This is a genomic window from Mesorhizobium temperatum (genome assembly GCF_002284575.1).
In the GTDB taxonomy this organism is placed as follows: domain Bacteria; phylum Pseudomonadota; class Alphaproteobacteria; order Rhizobiales; family Rhizobiaceae; genus Mesorhizobium; species Mesorhizobium temperatum.
Map to the genome: position 1 here is coordinate 1 of NZ_NPKJ01000036.1, position 25,462 is coordinate 25,462.

Annotated in this window: 15 protein-coding genes and 8 pseudogenes; 17 read left to right on the forward strand and 6 right to left on the reverse strand. The window is 58.1% G+C overall.

The features are described from left to right. Window positions 1–16: 16 nt before the first annotated feature. Window positions 17–388: an IS66 family insertion sequence element accessory protein TnpB gene (gene tnpB, locus CIT26_RS09945; protein ID WP_425350335.1), complete on the reverse strand. Its 372-nt coding sequence runs from the start codon at window positions 386–388 to the stop codon at window positions 17–19. 26 nt (window positions 389–414) lie between these two features. Then, window positions 415–849 carry an IS66-like element accessory protein TnpA gene (tnpA, locus tag CIT26_RS09950; protein ID WP_167391352.1) on the reverse strand — a complete coding sequence of 145 codons (435 nt, stop codon included), beginning with the start codon at window positions 847–849 and terminating at the stop codon, window positions 415–417. A 147-nt stretch (window positions 850–996) separates the two neighbouring features. Between tnpA and CIT26_RS38460 the strand changes: the two genes are divergently transcribed. From CIT26_RS38460 to CIT26_RS37465, 4 genes and pseudogenes are all read left to right on the forward strand, one after another. Next, window positions 997–1,743 carry a hypothetical protein gene (locus tag CIT26_RS38460; protein WP_342586998.1) on the forward strand — a complete coding sequence of 249 codons (747 nt, stop codon included), beginning with the start codon at window positions 997–999 and terminating at the stop codon, window positions 1,741–1,743. Between the two features lie 177 nt (window positions 1,744–1,920). Then, window positions 1,921–2,073 (forward strand): annotated as a pseudogene (locus CIT26_RS37460) (MFS transporter); the annotation flags it as partial. Between the two features lie 122 nt (window positions 2,074–2,195). After that, window positions 2,196–2,825 (forward strand): Lrp/AsnC family transcriptional regulator, encoded by a 630-nt coding sequence (locus tag CIT26_RS09965; protein WP_245319325.1) that lies wholly within the window; start codon window positions 2,196–2,198, stop codon window positions 2,823–2,825. Between the two features lie 1,021 nt (window positions 2,826–3,846). After that, window positions 3,847–4,038: pseudogene (locus CIT26_RS37465) on the forward strand (ATP-grasp domain-containing protein); the annotation flags it as partial. A gap of 395 nt (window positions 4,039–4,433) precedes the next feature. Here CIT26_RS37465 and CIT26_RS09975 read toward each other — a convergent pair. Continuing rightward, window positions 4,434–5,807, reverse strand: coding sequence for a glutathionylspermidine synthase family protein (locus CIT26_RS09975; RefSeq protein WP_095492428.1), 1,374 nt, complete (start codon window positions 5,805–5,807; stop codon window positions 4,434–4,436). A 500-nt stretch (window positions 5,808–6,307) separates the two neighbouring features. Next, window positions 6,308–6,998, reverse strand: a pseudogene (locus CIT26_RS09980) (IS3 family transposase); the annotation flags it as partial. A 464-nt stretch (window positions 6,999–7,462) separates the two neighbouring features. On the opposite strand from CIT26_RS09980, the gene CIT26_RS09985 reads away from it, so the two are divergent. Then, on the forward strand, window positions 7,463–8,695 hold the full coding sequence (locus CIT26_RS09985; protein WP_095492429.1) for an ATP-grasp domain-containing protein: 1,233 nt from the start codon (window positions 7,463–7,465) through the stop codon (window positions 8,693–8,695). A gap of 603 nt (window positions 8,696–9,298) precedes the next feature. Next, the gene (locus CIT26_RS09990; protein WP_095492430.1) at window positions 9,299–10,342 is read left to right on the forward strand and encodes a GntG family PLP-dependent aldolase; all 1,044 of its coding nucleotides are present in this window, start codon (window positions 9,299–9,301) and stop codon (window positions 10,340–10,342) included. A 433-nt stretch (window positions 10,343–10,775) separates the two neighbouring features. Here CIT26_RS09990 and CIT26_RS09995 read toward each other — a convergent pair. Beyond that, window positions 10,776–11,629 (reverse strand): annotated as a pseudogene (locus CIT26_RS09995) (IS110 family RNA-guided transposase); the annotation flags it as partial. Between CIT26_RS09995 and CIT26_RS10000 the strand changes: the two are divergent. Beyond that, window positions 11,619–11,860: pseudogene (locus CIT26_RS10000) on the forward strand (transposase domain-containing protein); the annotation flags it as partial. The pseudogenes CIT26_RS09995 and CIT26_RS10000 sit on opposite strands and share 11 nt — an antisense overlap. Before the next feature lie 98 nt (window positions 11,861–11,958). On the opposite strand, the gene CIT26_RS10005 reads toward CIT26_RS10000, so the two are convergent. Beyond that, window positions 11,959–13,983, reverse strand: a complete 2,025-nt coding sequence (locus tag CIT26_RS10005; protein WP_095492431.1) for a CocE/NonD family hydrolase — start codon at window positions 13,981–13,983, stop codon at window positions 11,959–11,961. Window positions 13,984–14,343: 360 nt separating this feature from the next. Between CIT26_RS10005 and CIT26_RS37045 the strand changes: the two are divergent. The 10 genes and pseudogenes from CIT26_RS37045 to CIT26_RS10050 form a co-directional block, all read left to right on the forward strand. Next, window positions 14,344–14,429, forward strand: a pseudogene (locus tag CIT26_RS37045) (transposase); the annotation flags it as partial. Window positions 14,430–14,881: 452 nt separating this feature from the next. Next, window positions 14,882–15,085 (forward strand): hypothetical protein, encoded by a 204-nt coding sequence (locus tag CIT26_RS37470; RefSeq protein ID WP_245319326.1) that lies wholly within the window; start codon window positions 14,882–14,884, stop codon window positions 15,083–15,085. A 204-nt stretch (window positions 15,086–15,289) separates the two neighbouring features. After that, window positions 15,290–16,370: pseudogene (locus CIT26_RS10015) on the forward strand (IS5 family transposase). 207 nt (window positions 16,371–16,577) lie between these two features. Next, a complete protein-coding gene (locus CIT26_RS38250; protein ID WP_280951104.1) occupies window positions 16,578–16,709 on the forward strand; it encodes a hypothetical protein in 132 nt (43 codons plus the stop codon). Between the two features lie 228 nt (window positions 16,710–16,937). Further along, window positions 16,938–17,885, forward strand: a complete 948-nt coding sequence (locus CIT26_RS10025; RefSeq protein WP_095492432.1) for an aminotransferase class IV — start codon at window positions 16,938–16,940, stop codon at window positions 17,883–17,885. 484 nt (window positions 17,886–18,369) lie between these two features. Continuing rightward, window positions 18,370–19,557 carry a glycine C-acetyltransferase gene (locus CIT26_RS10030; RefSeq protein WP_095492433.1) on the forward strand — a complete coding sequence of 396 codons (1,188 nt, stop codon included), beginning with the start codon at window positions 18,370–18,372 and terminating at the stop codon, window positions 19,555–19,557. 230 nt (window positions 19,558–19,787) lie between these two features. Beyond that, window positions 19,788–19,961 (forward strand): annotated as a pseudogene (locus tag CIT26_RS10035) (alanine racemase); the annotation flags it as partial. Window positions 19,962–21,013: 1,052 nt separating this feature from the next. Then, a complete protein-coding gene (locus tag CIT26_RS10040) occupies window positions 21,014–22,444 on the forward strand; it encodes an amidase (RefSeq protein WP_095492435.1) in 1,431 nt (476 codons plus the stop codon). 433 nt (window positions 22,445–22,877) lie between these two features. Next, window positions 22,878–24,110: a hydantoinase/carbamoylase family amidase gene (locus CIT26_RS10045; RefSeq protein WP_095492436.1), complete on the forward strand. Its 1,233-nt coding sequence runs from the start codon at window positions 22,878–22,880 to the stop codon at window positions 24,108–24,110. A gap of 630 nt (window positions 24,111–24,740) precedes the next feature. Beyond that, window positions 24,741–25,406 (forward strand): alpha/beta fold hydrolase, encoded by a 666-nt coding sequence (locus CIT26_RS10050; RefSeq protein ID WP_206072744.1) that lies wholly within the window; start codon window positions 24,741–24,743, stop codon window positions 25,404–25,406. The last annotated feature ends 56 nt before the right edge of the window (window positions 25,407–25,462 follow it).

Genomic DNA, 25,462 nt, shown 5'->3' on the forward strand with positions numbered 1-25,462 from the left:
CGGTCATGGCGATGCATTATGCCTGACACGATTTCCAGCGGGCGCAGATGATAGTCAACACGTCAGGCTCAGCCCGCTGAACGCGGGTCCGGCGCGCCTCGTGGACCCGCCGCCAGTCGAGACCTTCGAGCAGCGCCGACAACTGCGCGGCCGTCAGCCGCATCATGCCGTCATGCACTTTCGGCCAGCGGAACTCGCCGTCCTCCAGACGCTTGGCATAAAGGCAGACTCCGGTGCCGTCCCAGAAGATCAGCTTGATCCGGTCCGTCCGCTTCGCCCGGAAGACGTAGACGGCCCCGCTGAACGGATCGGCCCCCATCGTCTCGCGCACCAGCGCAGCCAGCCCCTCCGCGCCCTTGCGGAAGTCCACCGGCTTCGTCGCCACCATGACCTTGACCGCACCCGTCGGCCCAATCACGTCGTCGCCTTCAGCGCGCGGATCACTGCGGTCACGGTCTTCGCATCGGCGCCACGGCCAACGCGCATGGCGATGCCGTCGATCTCAAGCTCGATCACGCCGGCGTCTCGGGTGGCTTTCCGTTTCCGCTGCTTCGATGGACGCCTAGCTACAGGTTGCGGCGCCGCCACAACCGCCGGCACGAAGGCAGGAGAATCTTGCTGCACCGAAGCAGCCTGTTTGCGCGCTTCCCGGCGCCAGGCGAAGACCTGCTGCGGCCTGAGGCCATAGCGGCGGGCGACCTCGGAAATGATTGCGTTCGGCTCCAGCGTCTCCGCGATGATCCGTGCTTTGTCATCCACCGACCACTGACGCCGGCCGCCAGCACCGTTGATCACCTCGAAACGTCGAGGTTGCCGCTCCGGGTCAAGCGTAAAGTCAAGTCCAGACACAAGTCGATCTCCGATCCCAATGCAGAACCGGCAACCTCACAGATCGCGACCACTCCCGAAAGGTGGTCCCGAAACACCGCTTACCAACGAGAACGCTCACCTTGAAGTTAAAGGCCGGCATCACCATCCATGATGGCATGCCCTGCGATGCCGAACCCGTCGCTTGTGACCGTCGCACGCCACCTCACACCCGAGGCCGCCTCGCCGAACGCATTCTTCCTTGAGCCCCACGAAATCTACCAGAAGCAGCGACCTGGCTTCCTTCGATACGTTCCAAGAGCTGGCGAGATTTCAAACTGCACCGCCTTGTGTCATGCACGTTTCAAAGGCGGTGTTTGGCGGAAAGCTCATCTCAAAAAGGGCTCCATTGATCCTCTGTCCTTTTCTTACCAGAACGTGGCCGGAAAAGACCATCGAAGCGGTTCGGCGCAATGCGTTCAAAAGAGGGCCTGTGGCAACATGAAAAGTCTTGAAGCGTTCGGAGATTTGCAGCGCGAGGCAACCGAATGGCGCCACTATCTCCATGAAAATGCCGAGCTCGACTATCGGTTACACAACACAGCAAAGTTCGTCACCGAGAAACTAGCCTCCAGCGGCGCTCTACTACCCCTCGCGCGATCGACGACAGGAGCATATCCCGAGTGGGACGAAAATCGTGGCTCTTCGCCGGTTCCGAACGCGGCGCTGCCCGGGCAGCTGCCATGTCCACGCTCACTACGCGCCTCGCCAAAATCCTGGGCCGCGATGGATCTACTAAGTCCGGCCCGCCGCGGTCCCTACCGGCCCGACCGGATGCTTACGTCAAGTAACCCGACCTTTCGCTCGATCCGGCAACTTATGCAGGTCTCCTCCCTTGGCTGGCTAACGCTGACTGTGGCCGCCAGCAAGTCCTGACTTCCGACCTGGTGGACGCGCTGGAGCAGACTTCATCGAACTTGCCCGCGTTCATTTGTCTATCTTCGTCGGTGCCATCGCTGGTACCTTCAGCCGTCGCCGGGTAATGTTCGCCGGCCTGGTGCCTTATGGCGATAGCACCTGCGATGCTGACGCTTCAGTGGCGCTCAGCTTCTTGGCCCGTGGACAATCCTCGGCTTCAGCTTCTTGGTCGCATGCGACGCAGCTCTCGACGATCCCGCCTGGCAGGCCTCTGTCGACGATATCGTGGACCGACGTAGTGTCCCCTTCCTTGCGCGAAAGATTGCGGTCCAGTTCCACGATCATTGACAGCCACTCGCAAGCGGATCGTCTCGATGCAACTATCCTCGAACTCTGAGGTACGCGCAAAAATGCGTCGGTTGCTGAAATACGAATGACACAAGCCGTGCGGTTTTGAAATGTCATCAGCTTTGACCCACCTCGGACCGACTGAGGTTAATCCGGAATGGGCGCGTTCGATCACCTGCCGGTCCAAAAGCGCCCTGTTTGTTTCAATTGTGGGCCTAATTGCAATGAACGTTGCGAAAATTCATGCGAATGTTAAAGTTCTCAAACGATTATTTAATCTTCGAAATAGCGGCTGCATGGTGGACGACCTAGACCGAAGAATCCTTACGGCGCTCCAGAAGAACAATCGGTTGTCCTTTGCCGAACTCGCGGAGCTTGTCGGTTCTTCGGCTGCCTCATGCATGCGTCGAGTGAACAAGTTGCGTCTGGATGGCGTAATTGTTGCGGATATCTCGCTCGTGGATCCGAAGGCTCTTGGCAAATCACTTACCGTTGTAGTGACCGTAGAGCTTGACCGTGAACGTCTGGACCTTGTCGACGATTTCAAGCGCGCGATGCGGGCGGCCAAGGAGATTACCCAGTGCTATATGGTCACCGGCGACGCCGATTTCGTCCTGATCGTGGCGGTCGAGGACGTCGAGGCTTTCGACGTCTTCGTCAAGACGAAGCTCTATACCAATCCCAACATCCGAAAATTTAAGAGCATGATCGCGCTTGATCGTGTCAAGTTCGAGCCGCGGGTTACGGTGTAGCATGGGGCGGGTTGCGCCGAAGCCTTCACGGTCGTGGTCGAGTAGCACCATTCGGCTTTCACCCTCACAGATCCGCGGGCGGATTTCCCGCACCCGGCTCTTCCCGAGGGTAACCCGCGGCTCGAACCTGCGCTTGCGCCCAAGTTCGAGTGATGCGCTGAGTTGGCAGGGGGGGCGCGCCGTCAGGGTCTCGAACTACGACCGGCCCATGCGTCGACGTTTCTGGCTGCGCCGTCTCGGACACCGTAGCCACACTTGCCGATGGAATCCATTGAGCGCTGGGTAGTTGTGCGGCGTGCCGTAGTAGCCGTAGTGTCCGGGCAGAACGACGCCGAACCACTGCGAGCAGCCAGTGGCATATGCATGAGCCGCCTGGCCTACTGGCGCGCAACGGCTTAAACTTTCGCGTCAGGCGTTTCCCTTGTGCTTCACGATGAACCGGCCATCCCGGGTCCGCCCGCAGTAGTGGGTAAAGCCCAGAAAAGGCGAAGGTCTCGGGCCGCCGCTCGCCACGCCGCGCAGGCCGCGACTGTCAGCTTGCGTGGGACTCCGTCCAGATCGGCTCGCCCTCCGACGTGCCAACCGCCAGCTACACCACTTAGCGTAATCGCGGGTGGCGCCGTTCACATGCCGGGGGCAGTTCGCTAATCTGACCTTGTCGATGAATCAGTCAGCGGCGCAGCGCGAGGAAGGAGAACTGCCATGATGAAGTGGGCGGCTCTGGATGTCTCGATGGAACAGACGGCCATCTGTGGGGAAGGTTCCGACCGATCCAGACGCGATTGCAGACTGGCTGGCCGGGAAGGCGGAAAAGGTTGCAGGGATCGGCGTGGAACCGGTAACGAGTTGGTCACGCGCTGCTTGTCGATCGTTTGTCTGGATGCCTGTCATGCCAGTGCCGCCCTCTCGATGAGGCCGAACAAGACGGACCGGCACGATACGTGCCGAACCGGCACAAATCCTGCGGACAAGATGGTTCACGGAAGTCCACATCGAGAGCCACGGCGCCTCTATTGTCGGGGCGACTGGTGTATCAGGTGTCGCCAAGGTCAAATTGTATGTTGAACCCACGACACCGATCGTCAGGAAAGGCAAATTGCCGATAGGACATGTCTTTGCCGCTTCACCCAGCCGTGCTCACACCGCTGCGATACTTCAGCGTGCCGTCAACTTATTTGATTGGTCGATCACACCATTTGCGACCGTTGGCGAATGGGAACAATCTGCGGCCCTCATAGCCGACAGCCTCGTTCGAGAACCGTCCGATCATCGTCCCTCGTTGGCACCGTCTCGACAGTGGGCGGTTTGGTTGCTCGCTAGACAGCCAACAAGACAATTGCTTGCGGCGATGCCGGCGGCGAAACCGATCGTGTGAGTTATACTGAAGTGGACCAAGCGTCGAGTGAGAGATGCCCATTTTCCGGAGGCCGACACCGGGCGCTGCGCCAATTCCGCATTTTCGCGGTGTGGCGACTAATCTCACCTTCCTCAAAGCGATCATCGGGCGCTCGAAGTTTCGCGACAACTCCTATACGACGAGGTTTATCGACTCGACACCATAGCTCTTCACGCAATGGGACACATCTTTGGCGAGCTCAGGCAGGAAATTTAGTCGATAGCGACCGGTAGTAGGATCCCGCTTCGCCCAACGTTCATCACAGGATCGAAGCTTGCGCGCGACTGAAAACCTGCCAAGCGGCCACCGAATACATAACAGTCAATTCCATACGCCATTTTCTTGATCGACCGGCTTGGCGGGTGCAGAGCCGTAACCTCTCCGGGTCTGACGTACTCTTGAACAACGTATGGATTGCGGGCGGCCCGGTTAATGTGTTCCTGCCACACCTCTGAGGACGTGAGACGCCCAACCAAGACATGCTCGCCACGGGTTGCATTAGAGGGCTTCAGAACAAGATTGGCCTTGTTCTCCCGGATGTAGCCGATGAGCTCAATCCGACGCCGATCGGGGTCAGTTGTTACTCCTGCTGTAACAAGACGGGTCCATGGAACGTGGCGTGCAATGAACTCGATCTGCTCGGCGTTGAAGTTCGAGCTGAATCGATCATCGCTGAGTACAGCAAGGATGGCCTTGTCAGATAATATCCACTGGGAGATCCACGGGTTTATCGAAACCACCTCTTGAGACGCGCAGGCGTCTAAGTAGTCTCTTAATTCCCCGGCCTCAATGATGTCCCTTGGATCGAGTTTATTGTAAACAAGTTGGATGAGTTGGCCGTCCGGGCCGGTTAGTCCACGAGGTGTTCGCTTTATCGCGCTAGCATCTAGCAACGCTGTCTTGGCGCCTGCGTCTCTTAGACCGTTCACAATCCAGTCTACTTCGTTTGTGTACCGACCGCGAAAGTTGATCACAGCGGCGCTTCTGAGTTCGCTGCCGGTCGCTGCATAATAGGCAGACACCAGCTCCCGGACAAAGCAGTTCGGATCTTTCGCGAAAGGCTGCTTGCTCACGTCGAGTGACAGGCCATGTGTCAATGGGTTGGGTATACGGCTCCAGACTTCTGCGGCGAGGCCATTCTGAATAACGCCGCCAGGCGATTCGGTATTGGTTTCGATTATTTTATAATGGCCATTGCTGTCGAAAAGACCATCCAATCGGCATATTGTTACAATCGGACGATGTTTTGGGAGACAATTGATCCAATGCCGCAAATGTTTATAGGCAGGAAATAAGTCTTGTACATCTTCATTGCAGCAATACAGCTCAGCGGCGACATCAAGAAGCTTGACCACAGCCTCAGCGGTAGCACTGAGGTGATTTGCCAGACAGCAGTCTATCGCAAGGGGCCGGAGACATACGGGATACGCCCCGCCCTCGAAGTGCATGCCCGCCTCTGCAATAGCGCGGGACAGTTCGTCTTGAGCCTCCCAGGTCGAGCCTGAATCGCAGATTGCGAGCTCGCGAAGTCGGCGTTCAATTCGCGCATCGGCTTCGCTGACTGCAGGCATCGTCGCAATTGTCATGGGCAGGTTCCTATCTAGTGGCCTTATTGGAGTTTGCACGACCCCGCAGATTATGGGCACAGTGCGAATTTAGCTCTGGGATCGATCCGGTCAGCCCGTAAGCAGGCCGCCGGAGCGCCGTAAATCTCATCTTCGTTTAGCGTCGTGTGGCAGGGCGATTTTGTGGCCGTTTGTCGCTGACAGGACTTGAAGATAGTGGGTTGACGTTTTTCAGGAACTGCCAAATCTGGTGGCTTGACGCTGCCGCGATACCGCGGTGGCACTGTTCGACCGTTCATCTCTGCGGGGACAAAGTTACTGTAGCTCTCGACCCTATCGAGCAGGATCTGCCTCTCTTCGCTGGTCGAACCAGGTCGGCCGCCTAGACCTGCCGCGGGGAATTTCACCCAGTGGGGACCAGAGCTCGGGCCGTTTGAGGGCGATGGAATTCACGTCGTGAGTTAAGCGAATAGTTGGAAGGTGAAGAGGAGATCGGCAGCGCACAATTCGCCGGTAAAGACCGACCAGATGTAGGTGAAGTCGGCCGCCCACTTCTGGTTCGGCGCTGAGGCCTCGAAGGCGCGGTCGAGGATGTTCTGCGATACTGACGCGACCAGCCGCTCCCCAACATCCTTCGGCAGGCCACGTCGGGCGTGGCCGGGCTCGCAGGCCGTTCTCCGGCATGAACCGTTCGATGCTATGCAGGCCGCAAGAGAGCCCCTCCGCCAGGCATCGTGCCAGACCCGGCGTGTGCCGTAGGTGCGGTCGCTGCTCTTGAAGCTTCGGTCTATCTCGACAAGAAGAGCCACGTCATACCGAGACCGGGTGCTGGGGTTTCGCTTGAGCCAGGCATGGAAGCCGGAACGGGACACATCCAGTGCGCTGCACAGCCATGCTACCGGCCAGATGCTCCGGTGTTTCGCGATCAATGCGAACCTCATGTCATTTCCCTCGCGAAGTAGGCTGCGGTCTTTTTTAGGATGTCGCGCTCCGCCTTTCAGCTTCGCCACTTCGCGTAGCAGCTTGTCGATCTCGAGCTGCTCCGGCTTCATTTGGCCGCGGCCGGGAAACGCATGCTGCGGATCGATCGACAGATCACATATCCATTTGCACAGCACATTCTCGTGCAGGTCCAGATACCGCAACACCCCGTTCCTTCACCAGCCTAACAGCCTCAAGCTTGAACTCCCGGCCGAACTTTCTTCTCTCCATGGGAAACTCCGGTTCCATCTTCAACACCTTAACTCGGTGTCCATGGAACCGGCAGCAGGCCAGACAGATGAAGCACTTCAAGTCAGCCCGAGATGTTCCGCGTGCCATCTGTTTCACTCGGGGCGCCATCGCTTGAGCGCAGCTGACGACCCTGGAGCGCGCGAACCGCAGCCCTCAAAATGTGAGTGACACCTCCTCTGTGGCACTCGGCGCCTGAAAACTAACCTCTTTCCGGCCGCCTGCCGAATGCCGGTAATGTGACGACGCCGTCGAAATGCTCTGTGCCACACCGTCGATAACTAAAAATGCTGCAACAGTTCCTTCAAATAAATTTACCGAAGCTTTGCGACCGCAAATTGCTGACAATGATACGTTGCTACAAGGTCTGAAGTCAGGCACGGCTAAAAGCTGATGCTGATTCATGCTTGGGCCGCTGCACAGCACGCAAGAGAAGGTCGAGACGAATGGCAAGAAGAGCGCTCATCCTGGTTGAAGGCAATATAAGGGGTCTTGGCCTGCTGTTCGTCCAAGCGGCCCAGCGTCTTGGTCTTCATCCAATTACACTGTCGGCTGATCCAGCTCAGTACGACTATCTTGCGGCTGAAAGCAATGAGGCGATCCGTGTCGATACAGACAATCTCGACGCGCTGATCCGCGAATGTTCCCGGCTATATGCGACCTATGACATTGCTGGAATTACGTCCGCGACAGAGTCGTTCTATGCGACAGTTGGCAAACTCTGTCGGTATTTCGATCTTCCGGGACCGAACGCCGAATCCATTGAACGATGCTGCGATAAATTCGCTCAACGTCAACTCCTCGCGGAGGCCGGTGTTCCAATACCTGCTTATCGCTTGGCCACGAATGCGACGGATATAGAACGCTCTGCCGCGGAGATCGGTCTGCCGGTGATTCTTAAGCCAGCGGTAGGCCTCGGCAGCAGAGGTGTTCGATTGTGTGGCAACCTTGATGAGTTAGCCGAACATACGACCTATCTGTTGGGCGGGAAGCACATATGGCGGTCCCCGCCGAGGATACTGGTCGAAGAATTCGCACAAGGCTCGCAGTATTGCATTGACATAATGGGAAATGAGGTCATTGGGATTGGCGCCCTTGGCTTCTGCCGCCCACCCCATTTCGTCTATCGTGAGCTCGCCTATCCAGCCGTGCTGACTGATGACGAGCATAATCGTATCGTCGATGTTTCGCTGAGCTGTTTGCGAGCTCTCGGCCTTGGCTGGGGGCCAACGAACGTTGAACTCCGGTGGACGAAGCGTGGCCCAGTCGTCATTGAAGTCAACCCGCGTCTTGCTGGCACGCCCGCTCCTCAACTGGTCCAGCTGACTTACGGTGTCGATCTCGTCACCGAGCACATCAACCTTGTCATGGGCGATGAATGGAATTTGCGCAGAACGCATTCGCACACTGCGGTCGCGCGGTACCTAGTTCCTGATCGCGATGGCACGCTCGATTGGATCGACGACAGTCGGGCCACTGCTATATTAGGTGTCGCCGAGGTCAAATTGCACGTCAAGCTCAAGACACCGATAGTCAGGAAAGGCGATCACCGAGACTGCATCGGACACGTCATCGCCACTTCACCCAGCCTTGCTCAGACCGAGGCGATCCTTCAGCGAGCTGTCGACTTAATCAGTTGGTCGATCACGCCATTTCCGACCCCTGGCGAACAGGAATAATCTACGGCACCTGCCTCCCCGCACCGACGCAGAAGTCAAATCTGAGGTGATTGTTGCCGGACATTGGTGCAGTGGAGAGCATGAGAGAGACGCGTTGCAACTGATCCTGCGATATTCCTGGATTCTGCGCTCCCCTTGCGCTCGCTTCCGGATTCAACCTAGGTCGGTCCGAAGTGTGTCTCAGAGGCTGACACATTTCAAACCGCCGCACTTAGTTCGGTCCGCGTTTCAAAAGGCGATGCATTTTGGCGCAAACCTGCCTCCCCTATGCATCATATTTCCTGAAGGCGATAATTTCGTCGAGACCAATTTGGATGGCGTATGGCTGCGCGTTTTCGGCGATTCCTGCAGGCCGGCGTCCCTTTCCCGAGATCAGAGCACGAGCGGCGTAGCAGAAGGCACTAGAGGCAATGGCGCGTGCGGATCTCGATGCAGTGTTGGTCACCGGCCACTGCCATCTTCGGTATCTCGCCGGGACACCATGGGTTTGAGGGTACTTCGCGCCGTTCCTGTTGATCCTCACCTGCCGCTGGACAGAGGCGGAACGGCGCCGAAGGTCCGTCGTGCGACATTGATCGCCAATGCCACTTATGGGAGAGAAGAATGATAGATCTGCTCAGCGATACCGTAACCCTCCCCACCCAGGAGATGCGGCAGGCGATGTTCGACGCGGAAGTGGGTGACGCCGGTTACGGTGAAGACCCGACGGTTAATCGGCTGGAAGCATTGGCGGCGGAAATGCTCGGGAAGGAAGACGCCGCTTTCCTATCGAGCGGATGCCAGGGGAACCTTGCTGCACTGCTCGCGCATTGTCCGCGTGGGCATGAGGTGATCGTCGGCGATCACTCCGATCTCTACGACTTCGAAGCCGGCAGCGTTTCGGTGGTGGGGGGTCTCGTTCTGCACCCCGTGCCGACGGAAACCGACGGACGGCTGTCACTGGATAACCTGCGCTCGGCGATTCGCGACAAGAGGGATTACCAATGCGCGCCGCCAGGGGTCATCGTGCTGGAGAATCCGCACTGTCAACGTGGCGGGCGTGTCCTGCCTGGGTCCTATATTAAGGAAGTGCGCGAGCTTGCCGACAAGCACGGCCTGCCACTGCATCTCGACGGCGCCCGCTTCTTCAATGCGGCAATCGCGTCGAAGAGGACGCCGGCGGAGATGGCGAAGGACTTCGACTCGATCATGTTCAGCTTGTCGAAAGGACTCGCCGCTCCATTCGGCTCCATGGTGTGCGGAACACGCCCCTTCATCGACCGGGTGAGACGCTATCGCAAGCTCTTGGGAGGCGGACTTCGCCAAGCCGGCTTCATGGCCAGTGCAGCTATCGTGGCGCTTCAAACCATGGTGGACCGGCTGATTGAAGACCACCGGCGCGCGCAGTTGCTGGCGACGAAAATCCGCGACATTCCCGGCATCCGCCTCGAGCCCTCAGTCATCGACACGAATATGGTGTTCTTTCGGCTTGAACGGGACGGTCTGTCGGTCCCAGACTTCCTGGCGGCACTGTCGCAGCGGGGCGTGCGGATGGGAACGCTCCGCGAAGGCGTCGTTCGCGCCGTGCTCCACTATCTCGTCAACGATCACGATGTCGATACGACCGCAAACGCCATTCGATCGGTTCTGCAGGCGGAGCCACAATGACCGGGGGGCTTCATCGAGGTCTGCGCAGCTTGTGCCACCGCCCTAGGCCTCCCTTACCTCCAATTCCGGAGATGTGGCTATGAAAATACTCCGGCGGCATACCACGCCTTATCGCGCATGACGTCCTGCGATCGAGGAATCGATTGTGATATGACGACGGCCTTCGCTGGTGATTCAACATCCACTTTGATGAGGTTGTCTAATCACCGCTGGGACGGCAAGCATGTAATTGCGTCGAGACGACGCTGCCGGGTGCATGGTTGTCTTCGCGGTAGACATCAGTCGCCGCATGAGGGAGCTCCGCGGACGAGCCTTCAATGTGGACGACGCACTTTGCTGAGACAGCGGTGCAACCCCATCAGCGGAATGGCTCGGCTCACGTCCCGGCAGGGACGTCTTAGGCGCTCAGATCCTGAACGCTATTCGCAAGATTTCATGCTGTGGCGCCTGCATTTCGATCAAAGAACTCACCGGTCTTGAGCATCGAATGCATTATCACCGCCATTGCGCGCCACAGCCACGGCAGCTCGTTTGAAGCCAACCCTCTCCCGGAGCTTGAGGCCCCACGTGCGCAGGCTGCTGTCGATCGAGCTGGTGTCAGGATGACCGCCGCAGCCTCATAGAGAAGTCCCCGCAAATGTCGATCGCCGCGTCGGGATATATGGCCGTCATAATCGACTTCTCCCGATTGGTAGCGGCGCGTGTCAGGCCGATCCAAGCGGCAACAGAGCGGGACTTCTTGAAGTTGCCCGGATCTTCAATGGCAGTGACGAAAGAGGTTGCGGTAATGGCGCCGATGCCGGGGATCGACATGAGTATGCGGGCATGCTTGGCTTTGACGTGCATCTGCGAACAAGCTGGCGCCCAAGCTCGGCGGCACGGATGCCGAATGCCGCGCCAAGCTTCCAACATCGGTAGCACGACAGGAGCACGCGCTCGATCGATCGATAAGAAGGCTCCGGACATTCTTTTCGAATGTAGTTCCCTTACTGGCGGGAACGAGCAAGCCGAACGTTTTCATGATCCCTCGGATCTGGATGGAAAGCTCGACGGTGATCCGGACCAGCCGGGTGCGAGCCGCTACGAGCGTGCGGGTCAACATACTGTCGAAGCCTTTCACACGCGCACCTCGCGAAAGAACCCTGCTTCAGCAAGACGCGCCAAACCATCGGCGTCATTCGCATCCGTCTTGTTCGCCGCCATATCGAGAGCGGCTTTGGCATGGCGCGCATCGATGCAGATTGCCGGCAATCCCTTGGCGCGTAGCGCATGATAGAACCACGTCGAACGCGCAATCAGACCCAAACAATTACGAGAAAGAATAGTCTATTCGCTGGAAGCGAGGGCGGTGGACGAACCTGGGCGACCGTGGCCACACTTCTGCACACGGCCAAAATGAATGGCGTCGATCCGCTCGCCTGGCTCTCCCAGACCTTGACCCGCATCGCTCAGCGCTGGCCCGCAGCCGAAATCGAAATGCTCATGCCCTGGAACTTCAAGCAAGACGCCATCAGCTAACCGCTTACTTTAAAACGGAACTGACAAGCGGAAGATCGTTGTCGCCCTGATCGCAGTGGCGCCCTACATCGTTTCCCTCCCGTTCTCCACTTTCCAATTCAGACGAGATCACGAGCAATCTTCTTCGACCATGATTTGCAGAAGATGCGCTCGCCGTTTTCGAATGCGTTGAAATCAAAATGTAGGTGGAAGTCCGATTTGGTCACGGTCAACACGGTTCTCCCCTCCACTGCCGTCTGCCAGGCTCCGCGGCCCCGGTCGAACCGCTCATAGACCTCCGTGCGGGCTGTCGAGGGATCATTTTCGGCGACCGAATAGATCATTTGCTTCTCGTGCCCAACCACCGTGCCGATAGGATCGAGACGCACTAAGCCATCGTCTCTCTTGACCGTGAGGCTGACCCTACCCGACACTAGGTCGATCCGAATGAATCGCTCGACACTTCCAGGTTTCAGCACCGTAGTCGCCATTGGCGCAGAAGCCTCCGGTGCGTCGAAGGCCCGTAAGTCGAGGTCACTGGGTTGAGGCATTCGGATGGGCAGATGCATATGGCTGGCTGCCGCCTCTAGGGTCAATTTAGCGCGCTCGGGCCCGGGAAGTGCGATTGGCCAATAGGTCGTTGAAATAGACAGCCTAATCCGGTGACCCGGCGGAAAGGTATATCCGACCTCGTTCATGGCGAGGCGGATGCGGTACGATCTTCCAGCCTCCATAGGCTGTACGTCTTCATGTCCGTCGCGGTGGGAAAGGTTCAGGAGCCCGTATGTGACCCGTGTGACTTCACCTGATGGGCTAACATCGGAAAGACGAGCCGCTAGAATGGCCGTCGGCTTGTCGCAAGTGATCTCTAATTCAATGTCAGGTGCGCCCAGGATTGGCGTGGCTTCCGTCAAGAGTTCGCTGTCAAAAATCAACGAGCCACCATCGTCCCAGCGCTGGTCCAGCGGATGCTCCGGACCGACTCCACCGAGTCCATAGGGGCACCACTCGCCCCCCGCGATCCCAACCGTCGCGGGGGAGCTGATTTCAAGGGTGGCTTCAGGGAGCGGCTGCTGAGATAATCTGCCGAGGCCCAAGCGGTAAATCCGTGGCGACACGTGAGGAGAAGGCCAGTTGGGGTCAGCGACCCAGTGCCCAGGCCGCTCATCATAGTGGGCAGCAGGCTCGACCGAGTCGAGCATCCAGCTACGCAACATTGGCTCCTGCATAATGCCGGTATCCTCCCCCTTCAACCAGTGGTCCCACCAGCGAAGGCATTCTTGCAGGAAACCGATGGCGGGACCGGGGACACCCACATGAGGGTATTTGTGACCCCAAGGTCCAATCAGCCCTTTACGTGGTGCGTCCAGGTTTGAAAGGAGCCGGAATACTGCGTTTGAGAAGCCATCTCCCCAACCACCGACCGCGAAAACCGCGCAATCGATTGCACTGTAATTCTCGCAGACTGAGCCATGCTTCCAGAAATCATCCCGGCGCTGATGAGTGAGCCAATCAATCATAGTTGGTCGAGCACTTTCCAACCGCTTCATCCACATTGAGTGCCAGCTCTCCTTGCCGACAATGTCGGGATCCGGGGACTGGGACATCATCACGAAGCACGTTGTGCCCCAAGATACTGTGTCAGTGAGGACGCATCCGCCCATGTAGTGCCCATCCTCGGCGTAGCGATCGTCGGTCGAGCAGAGTGTGACGATCGCCTTCAGGCCTTTGGGTCGGCGAGCGGCGACTTGCAAGGCGCTGAACCCACCCCACGAGATGCCGATCATTCCCACCTTGCCACTGCACCAGGCCTGTTGCGTGATCCATTCGATTGCCTCGACCGCATCGTCCTGCTCTTGCTTGACATATTCATCCTCGAATAGTCCCTCGGAATCGCCAGTGCCCCGAATGTCCAGACGAATGCCTGCGTATCCATGCGAGGCGAAATAACGGAATACACTTTCGTCCCTCAGAACCGTGCCATCACGCTTGCGGTATGGAATGTAGTCGATAATAGCGGGAACCGGATCGGAAGCCGCATCCTCGGGCAACCAGATTTTTGCGGCGAGACGTGTTCCGTCGGGAAGCGGTATCCACACGTTCTCCATGAGCACAACGGGTCTCGGCCCCAGGGCAATTTTCATTGTTCACCATCCAGCTTTCCAGACTTACACATTTTCGATTTCCCTTTGGGGTTAGGAGATTTCTCGTTCGGAGCCGAGCTGCTTCCGTGTCGTGTCGGCGGGCTGGTGTCTGGACGAGTGCAGAAGCTTTGATCCATTCGTCCGCGGCGCGATCCCTGGCGTAACCTCGTCGAAGGCTCTCTGAATTGGTCCTGCAAATCTCGCGGGATCGCGTGCCGAAAATGGCCCATTCATCAACACATTGACGAGACTTCTGTCCGATTGAGACCGTCAGCACACGCAAAACAACGGTGTTTATTATCACGATCTCGAAGAGCAGTGCGGTGGGGCACCAAACCAAATCGAGCTGCTCGGTCCAAAAGACTCCTCCTCCTGCCGAAATACTCGCCGATCTAACCCGATCGAGCACCTCTTTGCCAAGCTTAAGCACTGGCTCAGGAAGGCGGCGCGCCAACTATCAAAACCGTCTGCCGCGCGATCGGCGAAAGCCTCCAATGCCGGCTCCGCAACCGAATGCACCATCTACTTTGCAAATGCCGGATACAGGTCAACCTAAAATCATCCGACTCCAGTAGATGTATGATCCCAGGCTTGATGACGCATCACTATCCTTCCTGGATATGCCCTCAAGCTCCCGACGGCAAAAGCTGGTGCAGATCAGGACAGTTGCTTGTCCTGCACCAGCCATGCCAACAAGTGCGGCATGAGTCGCTCGGTAGGACGCATCGGAATATCGTTGGTTCATATCACCTCATAATGTAAGTAGAGCGGCGCGCGCGAAGTGCGAGAAGCGATTATTCCCCTGTATTGGCGTCCGGTCTCTATACGGGGTCTCATTACGGGGTCTCATTAGATTGCGGTCGCAACGGCGTATTTGTGTTTCAAAGGCAAGGCCCTGTTGAAACAGAGCCGTCATAATTCGCGCATGTTTGATCCAATTGCGGAGGAAGAAGGTCACTATATCCCGTTGGTCGGAAGTCGTTCGTTCGTCGGTGACATCGAAGAAGCGGAGATCGACCGCGCGGTGAATGTCGATCACGGCTGCCACTCAGGGACGCGCTCCGTGGGGCTGGCCTGGCCGGCGTTTCCCGATCTCTGGTGAAACCAGAACTATCTGGAAGCACACATAGAACAAGGCGACGCGCTGGAAGCCTCGCGCAAGCGGATCGGTGTTGTTACCAGCATCGTATGGTTCTGGCAGTATTCAATCACCTTCCAGACGGGACTACTAGCAGGCTGTTGAAAAAGGAACTCGCCACAGGTCTGCAACGATGATTCATTGTCTGCGACGGGACGGAACCGATGCATGCGAGGCGGGGACGAACAGACAGGCGAACTGTTCAGCTACGTGGACCTTGAAGCGCGGGTACGGCGTGATCATCCTTTACGCGCAATCCGGCTGATTGTGATCGAGGCGCTGTCAGCGCTGGAGCGAGAGTTCGCGGCGCTGTATTCGCCGATCGGTCGGCCGTCGATCCCGCCCGAGAAACTGCTGCGGGCGATGTTGCTGCAGGCATTCTATTCGATCCGCTCGGAGCGGCTTTTGATGGAACGGCTGGAATACGATCTTCTGTTCCGCTGGTTCCTCGGGATCGGCGTCGACGACGCGGCGTGGGACCATTCGGTGTTCTCCAAGAACCGCGACCGGCTGCTTGAGGGCGACATCGCGGCGAAGTTCCTGGCGGCGGTGCTCAGCCCAAGGTGAAGAGGCTTCTGTCGACCGATCACTTCTCGGTCGACGGAACGCTGATCGAGGCGTGGGCGTCGAGAAGAGCGTCAAGCCGAAGGACGGCTCTGGCGAGCCGCCGGCTGAGGGTGGCGGGCGCAACGCCGAAGCGGACTTCCATGGCCAGAAACGATCGAACGAGACGCATGCCTCGACCACCGATCCTGACGCCAGCTCTACCGCAAGGGCAAAGGCAACGAAGCTCTGCTTCATGGGGCATGGGCTGATGGAGAACCGCCACGGCCTGCTGGTCGATGCTTGCCTGACACTGGCCGACGGTCATGCCGAGCGAGTGGCGGCATTGCACATGATCGAGCCCTTGGCCGACCGGCCGCGGGCGATCACGCTTGGCGCCGACAAGGCCTATGACGCGGAGGACTTCATCAATGAGTTGCGTTCGATGAGGGTGACGCCGCATGTGGCGCAGAACACGAACGGGTGAAGTTCGGCGATTGACGGGCGCACGACCCGGCACGGCGGCTATGCCGTCAGCCAGCGTATCCGCAAGCGCATTGAGGAGGCGTTCGGCTGGATAAAGACGATCGCCGGGCAGGAGAAAACCAAGTTGCGCGGCCGCGGCCGGGTTGGATGGGCCTTCACCTTCGCTGCCGCCGCCTATAATCTGGTGCGGCTGTCGAAGCTCATGGCGGCGCCGACATGACCGCGCCCGCGGGCTGCCAACGATCGGCCGCTGGCGCATCATCGAGGCCGACTGTGGGATCGCGGCTATCTCGACCTCGGCGGACCCGCAACCATCACCATCGGAGCCGACAACCAAAGCGAAATCGCCTTTGGCGCCCTGCAAGCCGGCCTCGATCTCAGTTACAGCCCCTCGACGATCTTCTTCACATGGGCCGGCTTCGACGAGATGGATGAAGTCACCGGCGACGGCTCCGCCGAATTGCTCGACGACGGTTCGATCGAGATCACATTCGCCTACCACAACGGCGACGAAGCCATCCTCAAGGCAATACGGCAGACTTCTTCAACAGCCTGTTAGACCAAATGGTTTAGGCGGCTGCCTGACCGATTCATTTCACTTCTTTCCGACGAATGACTGTTGCAGCTCGCCGATCGTCTGAATTTGGTGCCCAACGTCGCGTCTCCCGCGTCACCATCGCTGGTGCCGTAACGATGCCTTCCAGCGATGTCATACGAGCCACTTTCGAGCGCAAGCTCTAGGGCAATTCTTGACCTGGCCGAGTAAACGGATCGGAAAGATAGACAAATGACCCAGCTCTTACCTGTTCTTCCAACCGTCGATGAGCATCACGTTGATGGACGTCGGTATCCGCACGGAGTCGCTTTCATGGACGGGCAATATCTGCCGATGTCCGAGGCAAAGATCTCCGTTTTGGATTGGGGTTTCCTGCACTCAGATGCCACCTACGACACTGTGCACGTCTGGAATGGCAGGTTCTTCAGGTTGGACCTGCATCTTGATCGTTTCTTTGGGGGGGTTGAACGCCTTCGAATGAAACTTCCCTACGATCGCAAGAAAATCGAATCGATTCTCGCAGCCTGTGTTGCTTTGTCTGGGCACAAATCAGCATACGTGGAGATGATCTGCACGCGCGGTTCATCGCCGGCATTCAGCCGCGATCCCCGCCAGGCGGAGAACCGCTTCATGGCGTTTGCTATCCCTTTTGGGTCGGTTGCCAACAAGGAACAGCTGGAAAGAGGCTTGCACGTCGCAATCAGCGAAACCGTCCGCATCCCGCCGACATCGGTCGACCCGGCGATCAAAAATTATCATTGGCTCGATCTCGTGAAGGGTCTTTTTGACGCTTACGACGTGGGAGCGGAGACGGCGCTGATACTAGATACGAATGGACACATTGCGGAGGGGCCCGGCTTCAATGTGTTCGTTGTAAAGGATGGATCCCTGAGGACGCCAGCTTTTGGGGTGCTGCCGGGCATCACGCGCCAGACTGTGTTCGACCTTTGCGCTGAGATTGGGCTGTCGGCCACGGCTGCAGGTATTAGTCGTGCTGAGTTAAAAGGGGCTGACGAAGTCTTCATCACATCCACTGCCGGTGGTATTATGCCCGTGACTCGCATCGACGACACAGCGATCGCCAATGGGCATGTCGGATCCATCACCCGTCGGCTCACCGATCTCTACTGGCAAAGGCACGATGATCCGGCATGGTCGACTGCGGTCATCTACCCGTGAGCGTAATGAGTAAATGAACTGCGAGAGCGATTTGGCGAGCGGCGTCCTAGCGATCTCGATGAGCTGTCGTCACACAAATTCCCGAAAGTCGAGCAGGCGCGCTTCGGGGGGCGTCGCCGTGGATATCGTGGATTGGCCGACACGCATCGACTTCTCCGGCTGGGAGACCGGACGGAGGACGAGCGCAATTCGCGAGGGCGCCGCAACTTTCTGCACCGCCGGGCTCGCGCCACGCGCCGACGACGCTTACTCAACGAAGCGACCGACTCGTCGATCTCCCGGGAAGTGATGATGTCGATTTGCTCGTTGTCACAATCCCTATGAAATATGACGGGCTCGGAGCTGGGACGTTACCAAATGCCTCGTGGCGCACGAGGCTGAGCGAAATCCAAAGCGGTTACCCCGTCGATGACGAGCATCGAGCCGTCAGGGATACATGTACTTGTTTAGGGCGTACTCAACGCCATTTCCTGCGGAGTTGCAGATGAAGAACGCTTTCATTGCCCATTTGTCGGCGGAACTGGCTGCGTTGAAGTCTGCAGGGCTCTACAAATCCGAGCGCGTCATAGCCTCGACGCAGTCGTCCATGATCGAAGTCGCGGGTGGCAGCAAGGTTCTGAATTTCTGTGCCAACAATTATCTCGGCCTCGCCGACAATGAAGATCTGCGGGACGCAGCAAAGGTTGCGCTCGACCGCTATGGATACGGCATGGCGTCGGTCCGCTTCATCTGCGGCACGCAGGAAGTGCACAAGCATCTCGAGGCGCGCATCTCCTCATTCCTCAAGATGGAAGACACGATCCTCTATTCTTGCTGTTTCGACGCCAATGCCGGTCTGTTCGAGACGCTGCTCGGCGAAGAAGACGCCATCATTTCCGACGCGCTGAACCACGCCTCCATCATCGACGGTGTACGGCTCTCAAAAGCTAGGCGCTTCCGCTATCCCAACAACGACCTGGCCGCGCTGGAAGAGGAACTGAAGAAGGCCAAAGGCAGCCGCTTCAAGCTGATCGCGACCGATGGCGTCTTTTCGATGGACGGCATCATCGCCAATCTTGCCGGCATCTGTGATCTGGCCGAAAAAAATGGTGCAATGGTCATGGTCGACGACAGCCATGCGGTCGGCTTCGTCGGCAGGCATGGGCGCGGCTCGGCGGAGCATTGCGGCGTCGAGGGCCACATCGACATCATCACTGGCACGCTCGGCAAAGCGCTTGGGGGCGCGTCGGGCGGCTACACTTCAGGCAAGCGCGAGATCATCGACTGGCTTCGCCAGCGCTCGCGGCCGTACCTCTTCTCCAATACGCTGATGCCCGCCATTGCAGGGGCGTCGCTGAAGGTGTTCGACTTGGTCGAACGAGGCGATGTGCTGCGCGAAAGGCTCTACGCCAATGCCGACCGCTTCCGCTCGAAAATGTCGAAGGCGGGCTTCACGCTGGCTGGCGCGAACCATCCGATCATCCCTGTGATATTGGGCGACGCGCCTATCGCGCAGCAGATGGCCGAGAAGATGCTCCAGCGCGGCATCTATGTGATCGGCTTCTCCTTCCCCGTAGTGCCGAAGGGGCATGCCCGCATCCGCACGCAGATGTCTGCCGCACACTCGAGTGCGGATATCGACCGTGCCGTCGAGGCCTTCACGGAGGTAGGCAGAGAATTGGGAGTCATCTGATGTCCAACATTTTGAGACCGGAAAGCATGGGAGGCGATTGTGGTTGGAAGGCGTAGCGTCGACGCCGGCTTGGGACCTCGGCTCGACCTTCATTGCTCATGCGCTATCGAGACGTAGTAGCCTCAGGATATTGCGTTCAATGGCTTCCAGAGCAGCCATGATAGAAAAGCCCAAAGTTGTAGTTGACATGCAGAAAATGCCGAAATTCTGTACTGACGCTACGGGGGCCTATGGGCTATCTTACGATTGACTTATGCGCTCTCGGTCGCAATTATGTGAAGCTTGCCTCGATGCTGACGCCGGCCCGCGCGGCCGCCGTCGTGAAGGCCGATGCCTATGGCTTCGGTGCGAAGCGTGTCTCAAAAACCGCCTACGTCATAGGTTGCCGGCATTTCTTCGTTGCTGCGTGATCACCAGCTAAGCCCGTAGCAACACCCGCCCCGGGACGATGGCGTCGGTGATCTCGTACATGGGGAGGCAGCCCTAACCTAGGTACTGCGTCGATTACATTGAGACACCCACGTCCTGAACTCTAACATGCGGTGACCCAGTGTTAACCGCGAAGAGAACCACAGAGCCGGTAGGAACTCGGACAAGGCAAAAAGGAGCTTGCGGTCAGCTCGGCGATCAGAGAACCCCATGTGGACGGCCAACGTCAAATGAGGGCCGCCACGAGGATAAAACGGGCGTCTCCGCATCTTCAGCACCCTCCCGGCGTCGCGGGCCGCCGACATCTAATCTCATTGGCGGCTCGAGGCAGAGCGGCTTGTTCGCGGATACCCACCAAGTCTCCGTTGGTTGAGCAATGCGCCGAAGGACCCCAGCACGACTCACCGGGCCTTCCCAACCTGGGAATAAGGGATCGGTAGTGGTCGATGAGCACCTCAGGCGGTCCGACACCCGGTGAAAGAGGATCGTGCCGCAGGGCGGAAGGGTTCCGTCCAAGACTATGTTCTCCCCGCCATGCTTTCTTCGCCGAGCGGCCTAGGTGAAACGGTAACACAGCTCTTATTGTTGCGTCGCGCACTGGGCAACCTCGTGGCCGCGCGCACTGCGCGCTTGACTTCGTCGATAATGCCAAGAGGCTCACGGTCGAGCTCCACCGTGACGATCCCGGAACATGATTGCGCTTGATTGCGTAAACTTTGAGCCGCGGATGACGGTGTAGCTTTCGGCGAGTTGCGCTGAAGCCGTCAATCCGGGCGGTTTTTTTGGAACGCCCATTGCACGTCCAGGTTCGGATTGAACTTTTTCCCGTGGGAAGCTGTGCTATCTACAGAGGCAGCCGACGCCGCGTTTAGGAAGGTCATTCGGGAGAGACCCGTCGTCTTGCGCCGATGAGCAACTACCCCGGCAACTCTCCCGAACCGCAGGGAAAAAGGACGACAACAACATAGAAACTTTGGGCATGTATTAAGCGATATTGACTGCTTCTGGAGCGGTGAGGAGGATCCACATGAATTTGCATGAGTATACCAGTTATGATGCTACCGGGCTCGCGGAGCTAGTTCGCAGTCGTGAAGTCACATCTGTTGAGCTCACCCGGCTTGCACGTGAAGCTAATGATCGGATCAACCCTACGATCAATGCCGTAATCGAGTTTTATAACGACGCTGAAACCGTGCCCGGCTCAGAGGAAGGGCCCTTCGCGGGAGTGCCCTTCCTGCGAAAGGACATAAGTTCGACTGAGGCTGGCCGACTTTATGAATGCGGCAGCCGACTATATCAAGGCTATCGTCCTACCATCGATAGCTATTACGTGGAGCGGGTCCGTGCCGGAGGACTTCGCATTGTCGGACGCACGACTACGACCGAGTTAGGTGCATTTGGCCTAAGTGAAACTGCGATGTGCGGGATTACGCGCAACCCCTGGAATCTGGATCGAACTGCAGGCGGCTCGTCCTCTGGATCAGGAGCGGCAGTGGCTGCCGGCATCGTGCCCATCGCATCGGCCAGTGACGGTGGTGGATCCACTCGTATCCCGGCATCCTATTGCGGGCTTGTGGGTTTTAATCCTTCGCGCGGTCGCATCTCCGGTGGGCCAAATGAGCAGGACCCAGGCTACGGTATAAGTCGACGGTTCGTTCTCTGTCGGACAGTTCGCGACGCGGCGGCGGCGCTCGACGTACTCTCGGGAAGCTACTCTGGTGATCCGTTCCTTATTCCCCGACCTGAACGCCCATATGTCGACGAGCTATCAGATTCGGGCGGTAGGTTGAAGATCGGCGTCGCAATGAGCTCGTGGACGGAGATGCCGCTCGACCCAGAGATACGCGACCGGGTTTCGGAAACGGCCAAAGTGCTGGAGCAAATGGGGCATATTGTTGAGGAAATTGGCCCTCCGTTCTCTGTGTTCGACCATCGTGAGACTATTGTGTCCAGCAGTTACCTTAGCTATACGAGGCTAGATGCCATTGCAAACTCTCTCGGCCGAAAGGTGGATGAGAGCACGCTCGAACCTCTCAACCTGGAACGCTACGAGAGGTCAAAGAAACTTCCGCTGTCCCACGCGGCGAAATCATTTGAGTATGCCCGCAAACTTTGCTTCGATGTCGGTGTGGCAGTGCAGAGTTATGATCTCTTGCTCACCCCAACTATGCCGTGTACCGCTCTTCCACACGATGCCTACTCTATGGATCTCAGGAACATGTCGGCTGATGAGTATACTGATCTCGATTTCGCCGAACTTTGCCAATACATATTTTCATTCAGCCTAACCGGCCAACCTTCTGCGTCGTTGCCACTGTTTGTCAGCGCCGAGGGGTTGCCGATTGGCATTCAAATTGTAGGTCGGTTTGCCGATGAGGCGACCGTTATCCGGGTGGCGCGGGATTTAGAAAATGCATTTCCTTGGGCAAAGCGGCGCCCGCCCGTTTTTGCACGATAAAGGGGATAAGACGGCCACCCCGCAGCTAACGGCAAGGTTGAGCGAGAGTTTCAGGATGTAATTCGGTGAAGGGACCTGGAAAGTGGCTTTAATAGCGGCCAGGTCGCAGCCAAGGCTTTCCTGATTCCGGTGTCGGTCTCTAGCAGGATTGTTTGAGATACTGGGATCACTGAAGGGGAAATGATGCAGCAATCGCAAGCCTATGCTGGGGAGTGACTCGACGCAAATGAGCCCGCGGTACATCAGCCGGCTCTGTCGAGGTGGTCCTCTCAAGACCTGGCATCGGTTGCTGGTGGTGAAAGGCAGTCGATAGACGCAACGGCTCGATCGTCCCACGACTTGCTCACAGTATCGAAGTGATGGCGACTGCGTACCGCTCCGAGGCCATCCAAAAGGCGGAATGCTCCGTAACGGACTTCAGAAAGGTGCAGCAATGCCAAAGATCAATCCCGGGCGGTTGCTCTCGGATCTTAGACGTTTTGCGCAATTCGGCGCGTACCGGACCGGTGTTCATCGTCCGACTTATTCCAAAGAGGACATGGACAGCCGACGCTGGCTTGCCCAACAATACGAAGCCGTGGGGCTCCAGGCGCATATCGACGGTGTCGGCAATGTGTTCGGCATGCCGCATTCGGAGCGGCGATCGCTGCTCATCGGGTCGCACGCAGAGTCCCAGAATCATGCCGGATGGCTCGACGGAGCGCTCGGCGTAATCTACGGCCTTGAGATCGCCCGGGCCTTCGCGGAAACGCCGGATTGCTTCGGTCTTCCCATTGCCCCGGTCGCGTGGGCGGATGAAGAAAGTCACTACATCCCGCTGCTCGGAAGTCGTTCGTTCGTCGGTGACATCGAAGAAGCAGAGATCGACCGCGCCGTGAATGTCGATCACGGGCTGCCGCTCAGGGACGCGCTCCGTGAGGCTGGCCTAGCCAGCGTTCCCCGATCTCTGGTGGAGCCGGGACGCCACGTTGGCTATCTGGAAGCACACATAGAGCAGGGCGACGCGCTTGAAGCCTCGCGCAAGCGGATCGGTGTTGTTACCAGTATCGTAGGAATCTGGCAGTACTCAATCGTCTTCTACGGCATCCAGAACCACGCCGGTACGACGCGCATGGCTATCCGAAAGGATGCGGGCGTCGCTGCAGCTACGCTGACCATGGCCATTGCCGAGCGCTTTCCTGAAGTCGCCGGCCCGCGTTCTGTCTGGACCACAGGCCGCATCACGCTGGAGCCGGGGGCCCGCAACATAATTCCGGGCAAGGCAGAGATGCTGTTCCAGTTCCGCGATTCAGAGATGCCGGTGCTAGAGCGTCTTGATGCGGTGTTAGGGGAGCTGGTCGAAGAGACCGCGATCAAAACCGGCTGCCGCGCCGACATTGAACGCACCGGTACCGGCAAACCATGGCATATGGATCCGGCATTCCAAGCAGCAATAGAGACTGCGGCGGCGCTCCATGCACCCGGCGCCTACGTGAGGATGCCAAGCGGCGCCAGTCACGATGCACAGGTCGTGGGGCGTAAACTAAGGTCTGCTATGCTTTTCGTGCCAAGCATCGGCGGTATTAGCCACCATTGGACCGAAAACACCAACGATGCTGACCTAGTGCTCGGCTGTCAGGTGCTGGCTGATGCCGCCGAGACGATCCTGCGTGGCGAAAGCACGTAACGGTTGGCAATCCGGATGGGGCCATTGCTCGGTGCGTCGATGAGCAAAGCGCCGGCAAGCGTCCGCAGTGGCACGATGATCAATCCGGCTTTGCCGGAGAGCACGTCGACCAAAGCCGTTAGTTACGCCACGCCAGTGGGCACGATCAGTTACGGCGTTTGAATAGCCATCTGCCCATCTACCGACCGCGAAAACCCCACAATCGAAGGTCAATCAAGCGCTGTTCATTATAACGAGTTCGCCGCGAGAGCCCGGCGCCGCGTTTGCGTATCTCGGCAGCCGCCTAACCCAGACCAAATGGGTTAGGCGGCTGCCTGATCGAACCGGGCTGAGCGGCAGGTTCCTGGCATGCCGCAACGATTGCGACAGGCCCGCATTTTTGAAACAGGTGCGACTTCATCGGGCCGCCTTTTGTGAAGAATAACCCAGCAGCCGGCCCTAACCTGCGTGCGCGGCGACAATCAAGGTAAGACTCAGCGTCAATCGGGATGAGACTCTCAGAGCGCGGTCACGGGCAAATTATCATGCTGATTGTCGCGCTACACCTGCGGTCCCATCGGAGCAAATCATCTCTGACGCCGCAGGTGGGACAAGCCGCAGCGCTATTCCACATTATCAGGAGAAACGATCATGAACCAACAACCTTACGCTGATGTGTCCTCCCCGGCGAATCCGTCCACGGCCTCATCGTCTGGAGCGACGGAAGAGCAATCTTTCATTGACAAGTACCTGACTCCACGCGTCTTCGAGGTCTCAATGCCACAAGGCAGGACCGTCCGCGCATACGAGGTTGGGCCGCCCGACGTCCCGGTTGTCGTTGGGATTCATGGGACCCCCAGCTCGGGCCTTGACCACGTTGTGAACTACGTGGCCAACGGGGCGCTCTTCTGCCGGCTCGTTTCGTTCGATCGTCAACGCTACGGTGGCTCAACCCCTCAGCCCGGGCGTAAGGTCCGCGACATCGTCCCGGTTGTGGAAGCCATCCTCGATCATCTATCAATCGAAATCGCAGCAGTGTACGGCCATTCCGCCGGCGGGATGCACGCGCTTGCCACCGCGGCACTGCTGCCCAAGCGCATTTCGCGGGCTTTGTGCAGTGGCGCCAACGGCCCAGACTTTGATCCAGATTTAGACGGGCTTTCCCCCCTTGTGCGTGAGGAGATCATTGAGACGCGAAAAGGCCCAGACGCGTCACGTGCATTTTATCGGCGTTTGTACCCTTATTTTCGCGATCCGGAATTTGAGAAGCAGTTCTTTTCGGAGAATGACCGGATCGTGTCCCAGGGAGTGGTGTAGCTGACGGCTTGGTCGCCGCGCTCTCCGGCATGGGGCCGGGCTGATCAGCGTGCCAC

Coding starts and splice junctions, on each gene's coding strand:
- tnpB (WP_425350335.1), bottom strand. CDS start 388: ATGGTGGCGACGAAGCCGGTGGACTTCCGCAAGGGCGCGGAGGGGCTG.
- CIT26_RS38460 (WP_342586998.1), top strand. CDS start 997: ATGCCGAACCCGTCGCTTGTGACCGTCGCACGCCACCTCACACCCGAG.
- CIT26_RS09975 (WP_095492428.1), bottom strand. CDS start 5,807: ATGACAATTGCGACGATGCCTGCAGTCAGCGAAGCCGATGCGCGAATT.
- CIT26_RS09985 (WP_095492429.1), top strand. CDS start 7,463: ATGGCAAGAAGAGCGCTCATCCTGGTTGAAGGCAATATAAGGGGTCTT.
- CIT26_RS09990 (WP_095492430.1), top strand. CDS start 9,299: ATGATAGATCTGCTCAGCGATACCGTAACCCTCCCCACCCAGGAGATG.
- CIT26_RS10005 (WP_095492431.1), bottom strand. CDS start 13,983: ATGAAAATTGCCCTGGGGCCGAGACCCGTTGTGCTCATGGAGAACGTG.
- CIT26_RS38250 (WP_280951104.1), top strand. CDS start 16,578: ATGGATGAAGTCACCGGCGACGGCTCCGCCGAATTGCTCGACGACGGT.
- CIT26_RS10025 (WP_095492432.1), top strand. CDS start 16,938: ATGACCCAGCTCTTACCTGTTCTTCCAACCGTCGATGAGCATCACGTT.
- CIT26_RS10030 (WP_095492433.1), top strand. CDS start 18,370: ATGAAGAACGCTTTCATTGCCCATTTGTCGGCGGAACTGGCTGCGTTG.
- CIT26_RS10040 (WP_095492435.1), top strand. CDS start 21,014: ATGAATTTGCATGAGTATACCAGTTATGATGCTACCGGGCTCGCGGAG.
- CIT26_RS10045 (WP_095492436.1), top strand. CDS start 22,878: ATGCCAAAGATCAATCCCGGGCGGTTGCTCTCGGATCTTAGACGTTTT.
- CIT26_RS10050 (WP_206072744.1), top strand. CDS start 24,741: ATGAACCAACAACCTTACGCTGATGTGTCCTCCCCGGCGAATCCGTCC.